At 70.3% G+C, this 17775-nt stretch carries 11 protein-coding genes; 3 read left to right on the top strand and 8 right to left on the bottom strand.

The window, feature by feature from the left end:
* Positions 1-49 precede the first annotated feature (49 nt).
* Positions 50-1750, top strand: coding sequence for a methyl-accepting chemotaxis protein (locus ABD866_RS01460; protein ID WP_345060513.1), 1701 nt, complete (start codon positions 50-52; stop codon positions 1748-1750).
* Positions 1751-1779: 29 nt separating this feature from the next.
* Here the strand turns inward: ABD866_RS01460 and ABD866_RS01465 are convergent, their stop codons facing one another.
* Positions 1780-3408, bottom strand: coding sequence for an ABC transporter permease (locus ABD866_RS01465; protein ID WP_345060515.1), 1629 nt, complete (start codon positions 3406-3408; stop codon positions 1780-1782).
* A 148-nt stretch (positions 3409-3556) separates the two neighbouring features.
* On the opposite strand from ABD866_RS01465, the gene ABD866_RS01470 reads away from it, so the two are divergent.
* Positions 3557-4669, top strand: a complete 1113-nt coding sequence (locus tag ABD866_RS01470; RefSeq protein WP_345060517.1) for an ABC transporter ATP-binding protein — start codon at positions 3557-3559, stop codon at positions 4667-4669.
* Between the two features lie 102 nt (positions 4670-4771).
* Here ABD866_RS01470 and ABD866_RS01475 read toward each other — a convergent pair whose 3' ends face one another.
* The 6 genes from ABD866_RS01475 to ABD866_RS01500 all read right to left on the bottom strand — a co-directional run bounded on the left by ABD866_RS01475 (position 4772) and on the right by ABD866_RS01500 (position 9487).
* Positions 4772-5509, bottom strand: coding sequence for a lysophospholipid acyltransferase family protein (locus tag ABD866_RS01475; protein ID WP_345060519.1), 738 nt, complete (start codon positions 5507-5509; stop codon positions 4772-4774).
* A 1-nt stretch (position 5510) separates the two neighbouring features.
* Positions 5511-6803 (bottom strand): dihydroorotase, encoded by a 1293-nt coding sequence (locus ABD866_RS01480; protein WP_345060521.1) that lies wholly within the window; start codon positions 6801-6803, stop codon positions 5511-5513.
* A 185-nt stretch (positions 6804-6988) separates the two neighbouring features.
* A complete protein-coding gene (locus ABD866_RS01485; protein WP_345060523.1) occupies positions 6989-7951 on the bottom strand; it encodes an aspartate carbamoyltransferase catalytic subunit in 963 nt (320 codons plus the stop codon).
* 2 nt (positions 7952-7953) lie between these two features.
* Complete coding sequence (gene pyrR / locus ABD866_RS01490) at positions 7954-8475, bottom strand: bifunctional pyr operon transcriptional regulator/uracil phosphoribosyltransferase PyrR (protein WP_345060525.1); 522 nt, start codon at positions 8473-8475, stop codon at positions 7954-7956.
* Positions 8472-8891, bottom strand: a complete 420-nt coding sequence (ruvX, locus tag ABD866_RS01495) for a Holliday junction resolvase RuvX (RefSeq protein ID WP_345060527.1) — start codon at positions 8889-8891, stop codon at positions 8472-8474. Before ruvX ends, pyrR begins: the two co-directional genes overlap by 4 nt.
* Positions 8888-9487 (bottom strand): YqgE/AlgH family protein, encoded by a 600-nt coding sequence (locus tag ABD866_RS01500; RefSeq protein WP_345060529.1) that lies wholly within the window; start codon positions 9485-9487, stop codon positions 8888-8890. Before ABD866_RS01500 ends, ruvX begins: the two co-directional genes overlap by 4 nt.
* A 23-nt stretch (positions 9488-9510) precedes the next feature.
* On the opposite strand from ABD866_RS01500, the gene ABD866_RS01505 reads away from it, so the two are divergent.
* Positions 9511-10977: a cryptochrome/photolyase family protein gene (locus tag ABD866_RS01505; RefSeq protein WP_345060740.1), complete on the top strand. Its 1467-nt coding sequence runs from the start codon at positions 9511-9513 to the stop codon at positions 10975-10977.
* A 401-nt stretch (positions 10978-11378) separates the two neighbouring features.
* Here ABD866_RS01505 and ABD866_RS01510 read toward each other — a convergent pair whose 3' ends face one another.
* The gene (locus ABD866_RS01510) at positions 11379-17744 is read right to left on the bottom strand and encodes a hybrid sensor histidine kinase/response regulator (protein WP_345060531.1); all 6366 of its coding nucleotides are present in this window, start codon (positions 17742-17744) and stop codon (positions 11379-11381) included.
* Positions 17745-17775 lie beyond the last annotated feature (31 nt).

The raw sequence follows: 17775 nt of genomic DNA on the forward strand, positions 1-17775 counted from the left end.
ACCGGCCCACGGGCCCCTGGCGGCCTGCGCCCCTTTTGCTGTGGTTTGCATGACTGACACCTCCCTGCCCAAGCCCCCCTCCAACCTGCCACGCAATGTCCTGGGCCGCCGGCTCGTGGGCGCGTTTTCGCTGGTGCTGCTGCTGGCCCTGGCCGGCTCGGGCATCGGTGCCTGGTGCCTGCAGCAGGTCGACGCCGCCGTGCGCCAGGCGCTGGCCGGGCATGTGGCCACCGAGCGCATCGTGGCCGACGCCTACCGCCTGCAGGCCATGAACGCCGCACGCTACAAGGCCATGGCACTGAGCGCCGAGCCCGAGGTGGGCGAAGCCCTGCAGGCCGAGATTGCGCGGACACATGCGGAATACACCGCCCTGCTGCAAGCGCTGCAGGAGCGCCTGCACAGCCCAGCCGACCAGGCCCTGCTGGCCACACTGCGCACCGCCGAGGGCGACTTCCAGCAGGCGGTGGCCGAACTGGTGCAGGCGCGCGATTTCGGCCTCACGGCGCGCATCCAGCAGGTGCTGCATGAGCGCTTCGCTCCGGCCAGCAGCGCGCTGCTGGGCGCGGTGGGCGCGCTCGCACAGGCGCAGCGCACCGCCATCGACACCGCCGGCGCCGAGGTGTCGGCGCTGTCGCAGTCGGCCCAGTGGGCGCTGCTGCTGTTTGGCCTGGCGGCGCTGGCGGTGGGGGCCGTGCTCACGGCCTGGCTGGTGCGCAGCATCTCGCAGCCGCTGCGCACCGCGCGCGACACCGCCCAGCGGGTGAGCGCGCTGGACCTGCGCCACGACATCGCCGGCCACGGCCGCGACGAGGCCGGCCATCTGCTGCTGGCCCTGGCGCGCATGCAGCAAGCCTTGCGCGCATTGGCAGCCGACGTGCGGGCTTCGGCCCACAGCGTGCGCCACGCCGCGCACGAGATGGCCCAGGGCAATGCCGACCTGTCGCAGCGCACCGAGGCCACCGCATCGAGCCTGCAGCAAACCGCGGCGGCGCTGGAGCAGATCACGCTGCACCTGCAGCAGTCCACCGACGCGGCCGACCAGGCGCACCAGCTCTCAACCAACGCCGCCACCGTGGCCGAAGAAGGCGGGCGCACCGTGCAGCAGGTGGTGCAAACGCTGCGCGGCATCCAGCAATCGACGCGCGAGGTGGTGGACATCACCGGCGTGATCGACGGTATCGCCTTCCAGACCAACATCCTGGCGCTCAACGCCGCGGTGGAAGCAGCGCGCGCGGGCGAGGCCGGACGCGGCTTTTCGGTGGTGGCGGCCGAAGTGCGCCAGCTGGCCACGCGCGCGGCCGAGGCGGCGCGGCGCATCCAGGCGCTGAGCGCGCAGTCGGTCGCGCAGGTGGACGAGGGCGTGCAGCGCGCGGGCGAGGCCGGTGCCACCATGCAGCGCATGCTGGGGGCGTCGCGCGAGGTGGTGCAGGCCATCGGTGCCATCCACAGCGCCACGCAGGCGCAGATGCAGGACATCCGGCAAATCCACGGCGCGGTGTCGCAGCTCGACCAGATGACGCAGCAGAACTCGGCGCTGGTCGAGCAATCGGCCGCGGCCTCGGAAGGCCTGCGCCAGCAGGCCCACGACCTGACGGAGCTGATCAGCCGCTTTGCGCTGCCCGGCGAGGCCGCCCACGCCGAGGCACCGCCGCCCCTGGCTCAGCGCATGGCCCCCACGCACCGCACAGGTGCGCCCGCACCGGCGCCCATGACCGCAGCCCGCCGCACGCCCTTGCTCTCGCGGGGCTGAACAGCCCAGGCTGCGGCCGGGCGGCTGCCTCAGGCCCGGCTGCGCAGCGTGCGGCTGAGCAGGATCACCGGCACCAGGCCCACAGCCACCAGCGCGAGCGACGGCAGCGCGGCCTCGCCCAGGCGCTCGTCGCGCGCGAGCTGGTAGGCCACCACGGCCAAGGTGTCACTGTTGAAGGGGCGCAGCACCATGGTGGCGGGCAGCTCTTTCATCACGTCCACAAACACCAGCAGCGCCGCTGCCGCGGTGGAGCGGCGCAGCAGCGGCCAGTGCACGCGCGCGAGCAGCGCGCCCGGGCCCATGCCCAGCATGCGGGCTGAATCGTCCAGGCTGCGCGGAATGCGCGCATACCCGCTTTGCACCGACTGCAGCGCCACCGCCGCAAAGCGCACGAGGTAGGCCCACACAATGCCCACGGCGGTCGAGGTGACCAGCGCCGCCAGCCCCCAGTGCGGCAGCGCCGCCTGCAGCCAGCCCACGGGCAGCAGCAGGCCCACCACGATCACCGCGCCCGGCACCGCATAGCCCAGGCTGGCCAGCTGCACCACGCCGCGTGTCAGCGCATCGGGGCGGCGGCGCACGGCAAAGGCCAGGGCCAGCGCCACGCCCACGGCCAGCGCGGCGGTGATGGCGCCCAGCCGCACGCTGTGCCAGGCCCACTCCACAAAGCGGTCCCAGGGCAGCACCGACCAGTCGGCCGCCAGCGGCCGCAACATGAAGGCCACAGGCGCCACAAAGCCCATGAGCACCGGCAACGCGCACAACACCAGCGCCAGCACGCCCCAGCAGCCACGCAGGCGCAGCGGCTGCGCTTCGGCCGAGCTGGCGCGGCCCACGCCCTGGGTGGCAAAGCGCATGCGCCGCTGCGCGCGGTGCTCCAGCTGCAGCAGCACCACCACCAGCAGCAGCAGCATGGTGGCCAGCTGCGCCGCAGCCCAGCGGTTGTCCATGGCCAGCCAGGCTTTGTAGATACCAGTGGTGAAGGTCTGAATCCCGAAGTAGCTGGCCACGCCGAAGTCGGCCAACGTCTCCATGAGCACCAGCGCCACGCCCGCGGCCACGGCCGGGCGCGCCAGCGGCAGCGCCACCGCGCGGATGCGCCGCGGCAGCGGTGCGCCCAGCAGCCGCGCAGCCTCCATCAGCTGGGGCGCGCGCTCGCTCAGCGCCGTGCGTGCCAGCAGGTACACATAGGGATAGAGCGAGAAAATAAACACCCACACCGCGCCGCCCAGGCTGCGCACCTCGGGCAGCAGGCGGCCTTCGAGCCCGAAATGCGTGCGCAGGCCCACCTGCAGCGGGCCGCTGAACTGCAAAAAGTCGGTGTACGCATAGGCCGTCACATAAGCGGGCATGGCCAGCGGCAGCAGCAGCATCCATTCGAGCGTGCGCCGCCCGCGAAAGTCGAACAGCGTGACGGCCGCGGCCGTGGCCGTGCCCACCACAGCCGCGCCCAGGCCCACCCACAGCGCCAGCCACAACGTGGTGCCCGCATAGCGCGGCAGCACCGTGGCCGCCATCTCGCGCAGGATAGCCCCGGCCTCGGCCCCGCCCGGCGTGCCCGGCCACCAGGCCGAGAACACCGCCAGCACTGGCAGCACCAGCAGCCCGGCCAGGGCGAGCAAGGCGGCAGAGCGCAGCAGGTGAAGGAGTCGGGGCATGAAGGGGAGCGTCAGGGGCGGCCGCAGTGCGCGCGGCGGGGGCCACCCCCTGCGCAGGCCGTGGGCCGCCGGGCGGGCAGCGCCGCAAGCAGGCCGCGCAATGCAAATGCGAATTCTAAGCATTTGCCTGTCGCCCTAGAATCCTAGGATGTTCCTCGAAGTCTCGCAGCTCGACGTGCGCTACGGCGCGCAGCCGCAACCGGCCGTGCGCGGCGTCACGCTGGGCCTGCGCGCGGGCGAGATCGGCGTGCTGATTGGCCCTTCGGGCTGTGGCAAGACCACGCTGCTGCGCGCGGTGGCGGGGCTCGAACCCGTGAGCCACGGCGCGGTGCGCCTGGCCGGCGAGGCCGTGAGCCGCCCCGGCGCGAGCGTGCCGCCAGAGCAGCGGCGCATCGGCATGGTGTTCCAGGACTACGCGCTGTTCCCGCACCTGAGCGTGGGCCGCAACGTGGCCTTTGGCATCCACCGCCTGCCGCGCGCCGAACAGGCCGCGCGCGTGGCCGAGGTGCTGGCGCTCGTCGGCCTGGCCGGCCACGCCGACCGTTACCCGCACGAGCTGTCGGGCGGGCAGCAGCAGCGCGTGGCGCTGGCGAGGGCGCTGGCGCCGCGCCCGCAGCTCATGCTGCTGGACGAGCCTTTTTCCAACCTCGACGTGGACCTGCGCGAGCGCCTGGCGCACGAGGTGCGCGGCATCCTGAAGGCGGCCGGCGCCACGGCGCTGTTCGTCACGCACGACCAGCTCGAAGCCTTTGCGATCGGCGACCGCATCGGCGTGATGCACGAGGGCCGCCTGCACCAGTGGGACGACGCCTACACCCTCTACCACCGCCCGGCCACGCGCTTCGTGGCCGAGTTCATCGGCCACGGCGTGTTCGCCCCGGCCACGCTGGTCCAGCGCGGCCACAACGTGGTGGCGCAAACCCCGCTGGGCGAGCTGACGGACCTGGCCGAATGCCCGCTGCCCGCCAGCTACCCCGGCGGCGAATGCGATGTGCTGCTGCGCGCCGATGACATCGTGCACGACGACGACGCGCCGGTGCAGGCGCGCATCGAGCGCAAGTCGTTCCGCGGCTCGGAGTTTCTCTACACCCTGCGGCTGGCCAGCGGCCACCAGCTGATGGCCCATGTGCCCAGCCACCACGACCATGCGGTGGGCGAATGGATCGGCATCCGCGCGCAGGTGGACCATGTGGTGACCTTTGCACGCAACGCCCAGCCGGGCGCAGCCCCGGCCCCGGCGGCACCGGCGCGTGCAGTCTGAGCGCTTCAAGCCGCAAGCCAAAACGGCCTGCAGCCCAGCAAAGTCAAGCACAAGCAGCTACTGATTGAATAGCAAACAAGCCCGCATGCATGCGGCCTGCGGTCAAGCCTGGCGCAGCGCGTCCACAGTGGCCTGCAGGTGCTCGGCCCACGTGCGGCGGTCGCGGCCGTCGGCGCGCTCGGGTGGGCCGAAGGTCACCACGGCCTCGATGGGCCGGGCGCTGAGGGTGCGCCACAGCGAGCCCAGCAGGGTTTCGTCGCCGATGTAGCTGGGCGCATGGCTAGTGGCCTGGCTGGCGCGGTCCACAAAGCGCAGGCCCACGGGCTGCACGGGCGCATCGGCGGCCAGCGCGGCCTGGATCAGGTTGGCATGGAAGGGCAGCAGCGTGCGGCCGTCGCCCGTGGTGCCCTCCGGAAACACGGCCACCACCTCCCCGCGCTCCAGCGATTCGCGCAGCGTGCCCACCATGCGCAGCGCGTCGCGGCGCGAGCGGCGCTCGATGTAGAGCGTGCCCGCCGCCGTGGCCAGGGTACCGATCAGCGGCCAGTCCTGCACGTCGGATTTGGAGACGAAGCGGCAGTAGCGGGCCGCATGCATCACCGGAATGTCGAGCCACGAGATGTGGTTGGCCACGAGCAGTACCGGCCCGGTGAGCGCAGGCGTGCCCTGCACGCGCAGCGACACACCCGCGTGCGCCAGCAACTGCAGCGACCAGGCCTGCACATGGGCCTGCTGCTGCTCGGGCGGCAGGCGCGGAAAGCGCAGCGCCACGATCCACAGCCCCTGGGCGATGTGGACCAGCAGGCGCAGCAGCCGCCAGCCGGCACGCAGCAGCTTCATGTCAGCGCTCGAACGCGACCTGACCGCCCACCAGCGTGCAGCGCACGCGGCCCGGCAGTTCGTAGCTGCCAAAGGGCGTGTGCTTGCCCTGGCTGCGCAGCGCCTCGGGCTGCACCGTCCAGGCGGCCTGGGGGTCGAACACGCACAGGTCGGCCACGCCGCCTTCGGCAATGCGGCCCACGCTGGCCTGCAGCGTGCCCAGTGCCGGGCCCAGCACGCGCGCGGGTTCGCTGGTCACGGTGGCGATGGCGCGGGCCAGCGGCACGCGGTCGTCCTGCGACCACTTGAGCGCCAGCGACAGCAGCAGCTCCAGCCCGGTGGCGCCAGGCTCGGCCTCGGCAAACGGCAAGGTCTTGGCGTCTTCGTCCACCGGGTTGTGGTCGGACACCAGCGCGTCGATGGTGCCATCGGCCAGTGCGGCGCGCAGTGCGTCGCGGTCGCGCTGCTGGCGCAGCGGTGGCGACAGGCGAGCACGGCTGTCGAAAAAGCCGATGTCCACATCGGTCAGGTGCAGCGAGTTGATGCTCACGTCGCAGCTCACGTTCAGGCCCTCGGCCTTGGCGCGGCGCACCAGCTCCACCCCGGCCGCGCTGCTCAGGCGGCACAGGTGCACATGACCGCGCGTGCTGCGCATCAGCTCAAAAATGGTGTGCAACGCAATCGTTTCAGCCGCCACCGGCACGCCCGACAGGCCCAGCCGCGTGGCCAGCGGGCCGCTGGCGGCCACGCCCTTGCCCAGGTGCAGCTCCTGCGGGCGCAGCCACACGGTGTAGCCAAAGGTGGCCGCGTACTGCAGCGCGCGCTGCATCACCTGCGTGCTGGCCAGCGGCACCTCGGCCTGGCCAAAGCCCACGCAGCCGGATTCGGTGAGTTCGGCCATCTCGGTCAGCACCTCGCCGGCCAGGCTGCGCGTGAGCGCGCCCAGCGGAAACAGCCGCGCCTGGTGCAGCTTTTCGGCGCGGAACTTGAGCATTTCCACCAGGCCCGGCTCGTCGAGCACGGGGTCGGTGTCGGGCGGGCAGACCAGGCTGGTCACGCCCCCGGCCACGGCGGCGGCCATTTCGGATTCGAGCATGCCTTCGTGCTCGTGGCCCGGCTCGCGCAGGCGGGCCGACAGGTCCACCAGGCCTGGCAGCACCCAGCAGCCGCGGGCGTCGATGACGCGGTGCGGCGCAAAGTCGGCCGGGGCGCGCTGCAGGCCCACCACGCGGCCCGCGGCCACGGCCACATCGCCCACCTGGTCGAGCCCAGTGGCGGGGTCGATCACGCGGCCGTTCTGGATCAAGAGTTTCATGCTTAGGGTCCCCAGAGGCCACTCGTGCTTATTTATCAAGCACGAGCAGCTATCAAATAAATAGCAATCTGCAAGGCATCAAGGTCGGCCTGCTCCGCCCCGCGCCAGTGCCCCCGTGGAGCCGGCTTTGCCGGGCCACTGGGGGCGTCCCCCCTGGGGGGAAGACGCAAAGCGGCACAGGGGGGTCATGCCTCGTTCCCGGCGACGATGCTCATCACCGCCATGCGCACGGCGATACCGAAGGTCACCTGCGGCAGGATCACGCTCTGCTGGCCATCGACCACGGCGGAGTCGATCTCGACACCGCGGTTGATGGGCCCCGGGTGCATGACGATGGCGTCGGGCTTTGCGTGGCGCAGCTTCTCGGGCGTGAGGCCGAAGCTCTTGAAGTACTCCTGGCTCGACGGCAGCAGCGCGCCGCTCATGCGCTCGTTCTGCAGGCGCAGCATGATGACCACGTCACAGTCCTTGATGCCTTCTTCGAGCGTGTGGAACACGCGCACGCCCATCTGCGCCATGTCGGCCGGCACCAGCGTGCGCGGGCCCACCACGCGCACCTCGGCGCAGCCCAGCGTGGTCAGCGCGTGGATGTCCGAGCGCGCCACGCGCGAGTGCAGCACGTCGCCCACGATGGCCACGGTGAGGTTGGCAAAGTCCTTCTTGTAGTGGCGGATGGTGTACATGTCGAGCAGCCCCTGCGTGGGGTGCGCATGCCGCCCGTCGCCCGCATTGATCACGTGCACATGCGGGGCCACGTGCTGCGCGATCAGGTAGGGTGCGCCCGATTCACTGTGCCGCACCACGAACAGGTCGGCCGCCATGGCGCTCAGGTTGGCAATGGTGTCGAGCAGCGATTCGCCCTTGCTGGCCGAGCTGCGCGCGATGTCGAGGTTGATCACGTCGGCCGACAGGCGCTTGGCGGCGATCTCGAAGGTGGTGCGCGTGCGCGTGCTGTTCTCGAAGAACAGGTTGAACACGCTCTTGCCGCGCAAGAGCGGCACCTTCTTGACCTCGCGGTCGTTCACGCTCACAAAGTTGGCGGCGGTGTCCAGGATGTGCGTGACGATGTCGCGCGGCAGCCCTTCGATCGACAGCAGGTGGATCAGCTCGCCGTTCTTGTTGAGTTGGGGATTGCGCTTGTGCAGCACGGTCAGGCCTCGTTGACTTGGAAGTGGAAGGTGCCGTCGGCCGCGCGGGCCAGCGCCAGCGACTGCGCGGCGGGCAGTGCCACGCGCGCGGCCGCAAAGTCGGCCTGCACGGGCAGCTGGCGGCCGCCGCGGTCCACCAGCACCGCCAGGCGCACGCTGGCCGGGCGGCCGTAGTCGAACAGTTCATTGAGCACCGCGCGGATGGTGCGGCCGGTGTAGAGCACGTCGTCGAGCACCAGCACGTCGGCGCCGTCCACCTCGAAGGGGAGCACCGTCTGCGCGCTGGCGGCCAGGCCGCGCTGCGCAAAATCATCGCGGTGCAGGGCCGACGAGAGCACGCCGGGCGCGCCCTCGCGGCCCAGGTCACGCTGCAGGCGTTCGGCCAGCCAGGCACCGCCCGAGGTGATGCCCGCCAGGTGCGTGGCGGGCGTGAGCATCTGGCGCACGCCGCGCAGCAGTTCGCGGTACAGGGCTTCCGCGTCCAGCTCCAGGCGGCCGGCGGCGGGGGTCGGGGGGGCACTCATGAAAGACTCCTCAGAAACTGTTCCAGGATGATGCAGGCCGAGGCCGCGTCGGCGTCGGCCGCTCCGGCCGCGTGGGCCTCGGTGGTGCTGTAGCGCTCATCCACCTCGTACACCGGCAGCTTGAAGCGCCCGTGCAGCTGGCGGCCAAACTTTTGCGCGCGCGCCGTGTTCTCGTGCGGCGCACCGTCGGGGTGGTAGGGCACGCCGATCACCAGGGCGTCGGGCTGCCAGGTGCGGATGCGCTCGGCCACCTGGGCAAAGCGGGCGTCGCCCTCGGCGCGGATGGTGGGCTGCGCCGTGGCCGTGCGCAGCAGGCGCGTGCCTACGGCCACGCCGGTGCGCTTGAGGCCCAGGTCAAAAGCAAGAAAGGTCTGGAAATGCGCAGGAACAGGCGGCGGTGGCACCGGCCCGCTCATGCGTGCCCCACCTCGGGGGACAGCATCCAGGACTGCAGGCCCAGCAGGCCCAGCGCGCGGTCGTAGCGCTCGCCGACCGGCGTGTCGAAGATCACGGCCGGATCGGCCCCCACGGTGAGCCAGGTGTTCTCGGCAATCTCGGATTCGAGCTGCCCTTCGGCCCAGGACGCATAGCCCAGCGTGACCAGCACGCGGCGCGGGCCCGCGCCGGTGGACAAGGCTTCGAGCACGTCCTTGGAGGTGGTCATCTCCAGGCCGCCCGGAATCTGCAGGGTGGAGGCATAGGGCGTTTCATCGTCCGCCGAACCTGGCGGCAACAGCGGCTCGTGCAGCACAAAGCCGCGTTCGGTCTGCACCGGACCGCCCTGGTACACAGGCGCTTGCTGCAGGTCTTCGCGGCCGAGCGACAGATCGACCTTGTCGAACAGGCCCTTGAGGCTCAGGTCCGACGGCTTGTTGATGACCAGCCCGAGCGCGCCGCGCTCGCTGTGCTCGCACAAATACACCACGCTGCGCGCGAAAGACGCATCGTCCAGACCGGGCATCGCGATCAGGAAATGATGGGTCAGGTTGATGGGCGCAGAATCGGAAGCCATTGCCTGCAATTTTAACGGTGAAGATGGAACCCACCCTGGCCCGCGGCCTTGTCTGGCTGCGCCGCGACCTGCGCGCCCACGACCATGCGGCGCTGCGCCTCGCGCTCTCGCAATGCGCGCAGGTGCACTGCGTGTTCGTGTTCGACCCCCACATCCTTGATGCCCTGCCCCGGCGCGACCGGCGCGTGGCCTTTTTGCAGGCCACCGTGGCCGAGCTGGACGCCACGCTGCGCTCGCTGGCCGGGCAGGCCGAGGCCGGCCTGATCGTGCTGCACGCCGTGCCGGAAGACGCCATTCCGGCGCTGGCGCAGCGCCTGGGCGTTCAGGCCGTGTACGCGAGCCACGACGACGAGCCCTACGCCCTGGCGCGCGACGCCCAGGTGCGCACGCACCTGGCCGCCCAGGGTGTGGCGCTGCACACCGTCAAAGACCATGTGGTGTTCGAGCGCAGCGAGGTGCTCACGCAGGCGGGCCGCCCGTTCAGCGTGTTCACGCCCTACAAGAACGCCTGGCTTCGGCAGCTCACGCCCACGCAGCTGGCCGAGCAGCCGGTGGCGCCGCTGGCCCACCGCCTGGCCCCCCGCCCCGCCGACCTGCACGCTCCTGTGCCCACGCTTTCGGCGCTGGGGTTTGAGCCCGTGGAGCTGCCCCTGGCCGCCGGCACCAGCGGCGCGCGCGCCCTGCTGGACGACTTTTTGGCGCGCATGGACCACTACCACGAGCGGCGCGACTTCCCGTCCGTCAAAGGGCCCAGCTACCTCAGCGTGCACCTGCGCTTTGGCACGCTGTCGGTGCGCGAACTGGCCGGCGCCGCCCATGCGCGGGCGCAAGCGGGCCAGGCCGGGGCCGTGGCCTGGCTCAACGAACTGATCTGGCGCGACTTTTACGCGCAGATCCTGCACCACTGGCCGCATGTGGTGGAACGCAGCTTCAAGCCCGCCTACGACGCCATTGCCTGGGAGCAAGGGCCTGAGGCCGAGGCCCTGTTTGCCGCTTGGTGCGAGGGCCGCACCGGCTACCCGCTGGTGGATGCGGCCATGGCCCAGCTCAACCAGACGGGCTACATGCACAACCGCCTGCGCATGGTAGTGGCGAGCTTTCTGGTCAAAGATTTGGGCATCGACTGGCGCTGGGGCGAGCGCTACTTTGCCGAAACCCTCAACGACTTCGACCTGGCCTCCAACAACGGCGGCTGGCAGTGGGCGAGTTCCAGCGGCTGTGACGCGCAGCCCTACTTCCGCATCTTCAACCCCGTGAGCCAGAGCGAGAAGTTCGACGCCGACGGCAAGTTCATCCGCCGCTACCTGCCGCAACTGGCCCGCCTGCCCGCCAAGGCCTTGCACGCGCCCTGGGACGCCCGGCCGCTGGAGCTGGCCGATGCGGGCGTGGTGCTGGGGCGCGACTACCCGCTGCCCATCGTGCGGCACGACGCAGCACGCGAGAAAACACTGGCGCGCTACGCGGTGGTCAAAGCGACTGCCAACGGCTGAGCAGACGACCGGCTGCGCGGGGGGCACGAAGGGATCGCCCGCGCCGGGTGCAGGGCCGATGCGGTGCCTGCGCGGGACCGATGCAGTGCCGAGACGGCCTCCGTGCAGCGCCGGTGCCAAGCCGAAACCCGGCCAGCCCCGGGCGGGGGGTGGCGCGCTGCAGGCCCACCGCCTGGGCAGCACCCCGGAGCCCTCTGCGGAATGCTGACGTTTTGTGCCGCTCGTGCTGACGAATCAAGCACGAAAAGCTACAAAAAGCATAGCATTGACCACTCCAGCGCCTCTAGCCCCCACGGCCCTGGCGGCTTTCAACCGCCCCAAAAGCACCGGGGCCCCACAGGGCCCCGGTCGGGTGCAGCGGCGAGCCGCGGGCACACAAGGCGGGCGCAGGGCCCGGGCGCTCAAGCGGCGCTGGTCGCCTCGGCCCCCGCCTCGGCTTCCTTTCGCGCGTAGTGCTGGATCAGGCTCAGCAGTTCCTCGTCGGAATACGGCTTGCCCAGGTAGTGGTTCACCCCCAGCTCCATCGCATGTTCGCGGTGCTTTTCAGCGATGCGCGACGTGATCATGATGATCGGCAGGTCGCGCAGCGCCGCATCGGCGCGGATGTTGCGCGCCAGATCGAAGCCGTCCATGCGCGGCATTTCGATGTCGGACAGCACCACCGTGGGCCGCTCTTCCTGCAGGCGTTCGAGCGCCTGCAGACCGTCGGCCGCCATGGCCACGCGGTAGCCTTCACGCTGCAGCAGGCGCTGGGTGACGCGGCGCACCGTGATGGAGTCGTCCACCACCAGCACCAGCGGCACCTGCTGCGCCGCCGTGAGCGTGCTGGGCAGGGCCCCGGCCGCACGGGCAGCGGCAGGCGTTTCGGCCTCGATGACCGCAGGCAGACCCACACTGGCAGAGCGCACCTGATCGCCGTACACCGTGGCCAAGGCCACAGGGTTGTAGATCAGCACCACAGCACCAGACGCCAACACCGACATGCCCGCCAGACCCGGAAGGCGCGACAGCTGCGGCCCGAGGTTCTTCACCACCACTTCCTGGTTGCCCAGCACTTCGTCCACGTGCATCGCAATGCGCTGTGCGGCGCTTCGGAACACCACCACCGGACGCGTCTTGTTGCCCGCCTCGATGCTGCGCGTGGAGGCCTGCAGCAAAGCGCCCGCCCAGAAGAAGGGCAGCGGCTCCAGTCCGTCGTCGAAGCTGCCGCTGCGGTAGGCCTGCTCCAGATCGGGCACCGAGGTGCGGCGCACGATCTCGACCACGTTGGCGGGCACGCCGATCGTGAGGTCGCCCGCACGCAGCATCACCACCTGCGTCACGGCCGTGGTCAGCGGCAGCACCATGCGGAACGAAGTGCCCTGACCGGGCTCGGTAGTCGTCTCGATGCGACCACCCAACGCGTTCACCTCGGAGCGCACCACGTCCATGCCGATGCCACGACCGGCCAGGCCGGTCACTTCGGTGGCCGTGGAGAAGCCCGGCATGAAGATCAGGTTGGCCGCCTCGGCGGTGGACAGCAGCGCATCGGGCGCGATCAGCCCCTGCGCCACGGCCTTGTCGCGGATGCGTGCCAGGTTCAGGCCCACGCCGTCGTCGCGGAATTCGACCGACACGTCGTTGCCTTCCTGACGCAGCGCCACTGTGATCGTGCCCACCGCGGGCTTGCCCGCTGCGGTGCGCGACTCGGGCGCCTCGATGCCGTGGGCCACGCAGTTGCGCAGCAGGTGCTCGAACGCCGGGGTCATGCGGTCCAGCACGCCGCGGTCCATTTCGATGGAGCCGCCGGTGATGTCGAGCTTGATCTGCTTGCCGGTTTCCTTGGACGCCTGGCGCACCACGGCGTACAGGCGCTCGGCAATGCCTTCAAACTCCAGCATGCGGGTGCGCAGCAAATCGCGCTGCAGCTCGCGGGCCTGGCGACCCTGGGCGATGAGATCGTCTTCCGCGCCTTCCATGGCGCGCTGCAGGTTGCGCTGCACGGTGGCCACGTCGTTCACCGACTCGGCCATCATGCGGGTGAGTTCCTGCACGCGGGTGAAGCGGTCGAACTCCAGTGGGTCGAAGCCCACGGCCGAATCCTTGGACTGCGCAAGGCGCGACTGCATCTGGGTTTCGGCCTGCACCTCCACGTCGCGCAGCTGCTGGCGCAGACGGTCCAGGTTGCCCGACAGATCCTGCAGCGAACTGCGCAGCTGGGACAGGCGCACATCGAGGCGCGAGCGGCTGATCAGCACTTCGCCCGCCTGGTTCACCAGACGGTCGAGCAGTTGGGCGCGCACACGCACCGACTGGTTGGCCGCCGCGCGCACCGGCTGCAGCTGCGTGGCGCCCACGGGGCGTGCCAGCGGCGCTGCCGGCGCGACCCGGGCGGCGGTGGCAGCCGACGCGTCTGCCGATGACGGCGGTTCGGCAGCAGCCGAAGGGGTCACTGCAGCGGGTGCCAGCACCACCGGCGCGTCGGCCGAGCCCTGCTCGCCGATGGCGCGCAGCGCGTCGAAACTGGCCTGCAGGGCGTCCAGGCTCACCAGCAAGGGATCGATCTGCTCGGAGGTGACGGCTTCGGGGTCGAGTTGCTCGATAGCCGATTCGAGGCGGTGGGCCATTTCGCCCAAGCGCATGGCACCTGCCAGACGGGAACTGCCCTTGAGCGTGTGCAAGGCCCGCAGCACCTCGGTGCGTGACGCATCGTGGTCAGGGTTTGCCGACCACTGGCGCAGAGCGCCGCCGAGGCGGGGCAGCAGCTCGGCCGCCTCTTCCTCGAAGATGGGGAACAGATCGGGGTCGATGACGTCGATCGCATCGATGTCGTCGTCCACATCGGAGGCCAGCGCCACCGCGTGGGCGATGGCGTCGTCCACACGCTGGTCGGCGTCGCGCTCGGCCGCATCACGGGCCGACAGCGCAGGGGCCACATAACCAGGCACCACGGCGGGCGCAGCGGCTTGCGGCTCGGGCTCGGCCTCTGGTTCGGCCTCTGCAGGCAGGCTCTCCGCGGTGGCCAGCAACGCCTCCTCCGCCTCGAAAGGCAGCACCGCCCGCACCGACTCGTCGGCCAGCGCCGAGAGGCCGGAATCCACCTCGGTGGCCAGCACTTCGCGCAGCGCCTCCAGCACTGCCGGCTGGGGCTCCTTGAGGAAGCCCGCCGCAAACTGGTGCAACAGGCGACGGATGTCCTCCGACGCCTCCAGGAACACTCGGGCCTGGACTTCGGTGCCGCGGCTTTGCAACTGCACATGCTGCAGCGCGTGCTCCAGCAGCCGAGACAACTCCGACAGCGCCGAGAAGCCCACTGTGGCCGAACTGCCCGCCAGCGAATGGGCCAGCGCCACCGCCGTATCGGGCAGCGGTTCGTGCAGTTCCAGCGCCCATTCCTGCAGGCAGGTGGCGAGGCGGCGCGACCATTCGTCGGCCTCGTTGAGGTACACGTTGTAGAGCGGAATACCGATGCGCAGGCTTTCGATGACCTTCACGGCCTCATCGCCCGACGCCTCGGCACCGGCCGCAGACGCTGCAGGTTCTGCCGATGCGTCGGCCACATCGTCCGCTGCCAACGCGTCGTCGGTTGCGGATTGCGCCGCCGGGACTGCATCAGGCAGGGCATCCGGCGATTCCGCGGCGATCGCTTCGGGTGCAACTTCTGCATCGCCCAGACTTTCGGTGGATTCGGGCAGCAGGGCCTGGCCAAGATCCACCGCATCGTCCACCACGGCGGGCAACACGGGCTCTTCGGTGTGTACGACCGCGGCGGGTGCAGCATCGCCCAGCGGCAGGTCGGGCAACAGATCCAGCGCCTGCGCATCCTCGCCGGCCCCAACAGCCACAGGGGTCACGGCATCGTCGGGCAGATCCAGGCTGGGCAGTTCGATGGCGTCGACTGCGGGCACCTGCGGCGCAGCCGTGTCCGGCGCTACCGCCAGCGCATCGGGCTCGGCCGGCAGCATCAGGTCGGGCAGTTCAAGGTCGATCGCGTTGGCGTCCGGGGCGGCACCTGCCGCCGCCGCAGCGGCCTGCGCATCGGCCTGCACGGCCGCCTCGAACACCGAGAAATCGATGTCTTCGGCCACGGGTGCCAGCGCTTCTGCCACCACCGGTTCTGCGGGACGCTCCTCGCCAATCTCGGTGGAAGCAAAATCCACATGCGCCAGCGCGTCAGCGTCCTCGGCATCCAGCACCAAAGGCGGGGTTTCCAGCGATTCGGCAACCGGACCGGGCTCGGCCAAGGCGACCGCCGGGGCTCCTGCATCCGGCAGCGCCACTGGGGGCTGGTCAACAGACTCGCCAGGCGCATCGCCCAGCGGCAGGAAACGGCCCTCCAGTCGCATCACGTCCGCCGAACGGCGGAACATCTGCGGGTCCCACGCGCCCGCCTGGCCTGCCGCAATGTCGTCGGCCCAGCGGGCGAACGACTGCAGGGCCTGGGTGGACAGCGCCAGCAAGGGTGGTTGCACCGGCTTTTGCTCAGCCAACCAGGCGTTGAGCACCTGCTCCATCGACCAGGCGGCTTCGCCAAAGTCGTTGAGGCCCACCATGCGCGAACTGCCCTTGAGGGTGTGGAACGCGCGGCGCAGCGTGGTTTGCTCGCCCAGGTTGCCGGGCTCGGTTTCCAGCGAGGCAATCGCGCCCAGGCCATTGCCCACCACCTCGCGCGCCTCTTCGAGGAAGATCTCGAGCAGTTCGTCTTCGACCTCGGCCTCGGCCGCCACAGGAACGGCAGGCGCTGCCACCGGGGCTGCGGGCGCCGCCGGCACGGCAGGTTCGGCAGCCTGGGCCGCGGGCTCGGGCGCAGGCTGAGGAGCGGCGTCGAAATGGATCTCGGGGGCCAGGTCGGGCGCAGGCGATGCAGCCGGTTCGGGCAGCATGTCGAGCAGCGCAAAATCGGTGGGCGCACTGATAGGCTCTTCCACCGGGAAGCGGGGCACCACATCGGGCAACGGTAGGGGCGCGCGCTCTTCGAGCTTGGCCGGCACTTCTTCGGCCTGATCGCTCGCACGGCCACGCGCACGGCCGGTGAGAATCCGCAGTTCGCCGAGTTCCTCGTCGTACACGAACAGCTTGCGCGCCATCGTGCGCTGGTAGCTGAGCATGTCGATCAAGAAGCCCAGCGCGCCCAGGCTGTTGCCCAGTTTCTCGAACAGAGGCTGACGTTCCGCCTCCTCTACAGCGTTGACCAGCAGACGGTCCACCGTGTCGCGCATGCGCACGACGGCCAGCGAGGCCTGGTCCAACCCCAGCACCGAAAGCACCCCGCGCATCTGCGCGAGATGACCGGGCACGGGCGCAAGCGGCGCGACGTCCGTGGGGCTGCGGAAGAACTGGTCGAGCGCCTTTTCCACCTCGCCCAGGGTCGAGCGCAGCTCGTCCACCACGCTGCCCATGGTCTGGTTGTCGCTCACGCGGCGGTAGAGCTCCTCCATCCAAGGTTCCAGAGGCTCGGGTTCGGCACCACCGCCCACCGCATCCAGGCGCTCTGCCAGACGGCTGGCGCGCACGGCCATCTGCTCGTCCGCAGCATCCAGCTCTTCGAAAGCCGCCTGCAAGTACAGCACCGAGGTGGCTACTTCCATGGCCAGCGCGGGCGAAGGGGGCTCGCCAGTTCGTACAACCGACTCCACAGCGCGGCCCAGCGCGGCTGCGAGGGGCTCGCTGCCCGGGTGCAGTTTGCGCAGCGAATCGCACACCAGACTGAACTGGTCCGAAGCGGGCTTGACCTTGTTGCGATCACCGCCTGCCAACGCCGACCAGGTTTCCGTGGCTGCGGCGATGCGCTTGCGCGCCTGCGCCAGGAGCGCAGGGTCGAAACGCCCGAAACGGGCGGTTTCGTAGTCCACCGGCTGGAAACGGTCCAGCGCAAAAGCCTGGCGCACGGCCTGCAGGGCCGGCAGTTTGTCCGGGTCTGAAGGGCGCGCCTGGGAGCAGAAGAACAGCAGGTCCTGTACCAGACGGTCGGCCACCGCCGGATCCCCCTTGGCCAGGGTCGCGTACTGCAGCAGCACGCGGGACGCCACGCGCTTGACGTACACATCCGGCGCCAGTTGCTTGTGCGCCACGGCCTCGAAGAAGCCTGCGCAAATCTTCCAGAAAGCACGCGCCTGGCGGTCGGTCTGGGCGGCCACAAAGCCGTGGCAGGTATCGCGCAGACTGCGAGCGGCCTTGGCGTCGCCGGTCTTGACGATCTTGAGAACGGCAGCGTCCAGGCGCGCACGCGCCTCGGCGCCGTAGGGCAGCGGCGCGGCCGATGCCACCGTGGCAGGCTCGCGGAAGCGGCGCTCAACAGGCCACAGATCGGCCGGGTGCACGCGCTCGGCACCCGTCAGCGCCTGCGCGTCACGGTACTGCGGAAACAGCGACACCGGCGAGACGGGCTTGCCCGCCAGGACGCTTTCCAGGAATTCAATCAGCGCAAAGCTGGCACGCTCAATGACGGCAGCGGCCTGGTCGGAGCATTGCTCGGGGCGCTGCACGTACTTTTGGACGGCGGCCTCCATGGAGCGCAGCAGCAGGGCCGGCGGCCCCATGCCCACCATTTCGAGCGCGCCGCTGGCCTGGTGCAGTTGCTGGCGTGCAATCCGCAGCGGCCCCGCGTCCAGCGAGGCGATGTCCGACTCGCGGGCAATCTCGGCATCCCGCACAAAGCGGCGCAGTGCTTTGACCGCGCCGTCGAGCGACTTGCGCAACTCATCCAGCACCCAGGCCAATGGCCCGAGATCCTGTTCCCCCTGGGACCAGTCTGCCGGTGGTGCGTTGTTCATATCAGTAGATGACATGGCTTCATCCCCGGCTGCGACGAGCCAGAAG

The sequence above is a fragment of the Acidovorax lacteus genome, assembly GCF_039540375.1.
Taxonomy (GTDB): domain Bacteria; phylum Pseudomonadota; class Gammaproteobacteria; order Burkholderiales; family Burkholderiaceae_C; genus Acidovorax_G; species Acidovorax_G lacteus.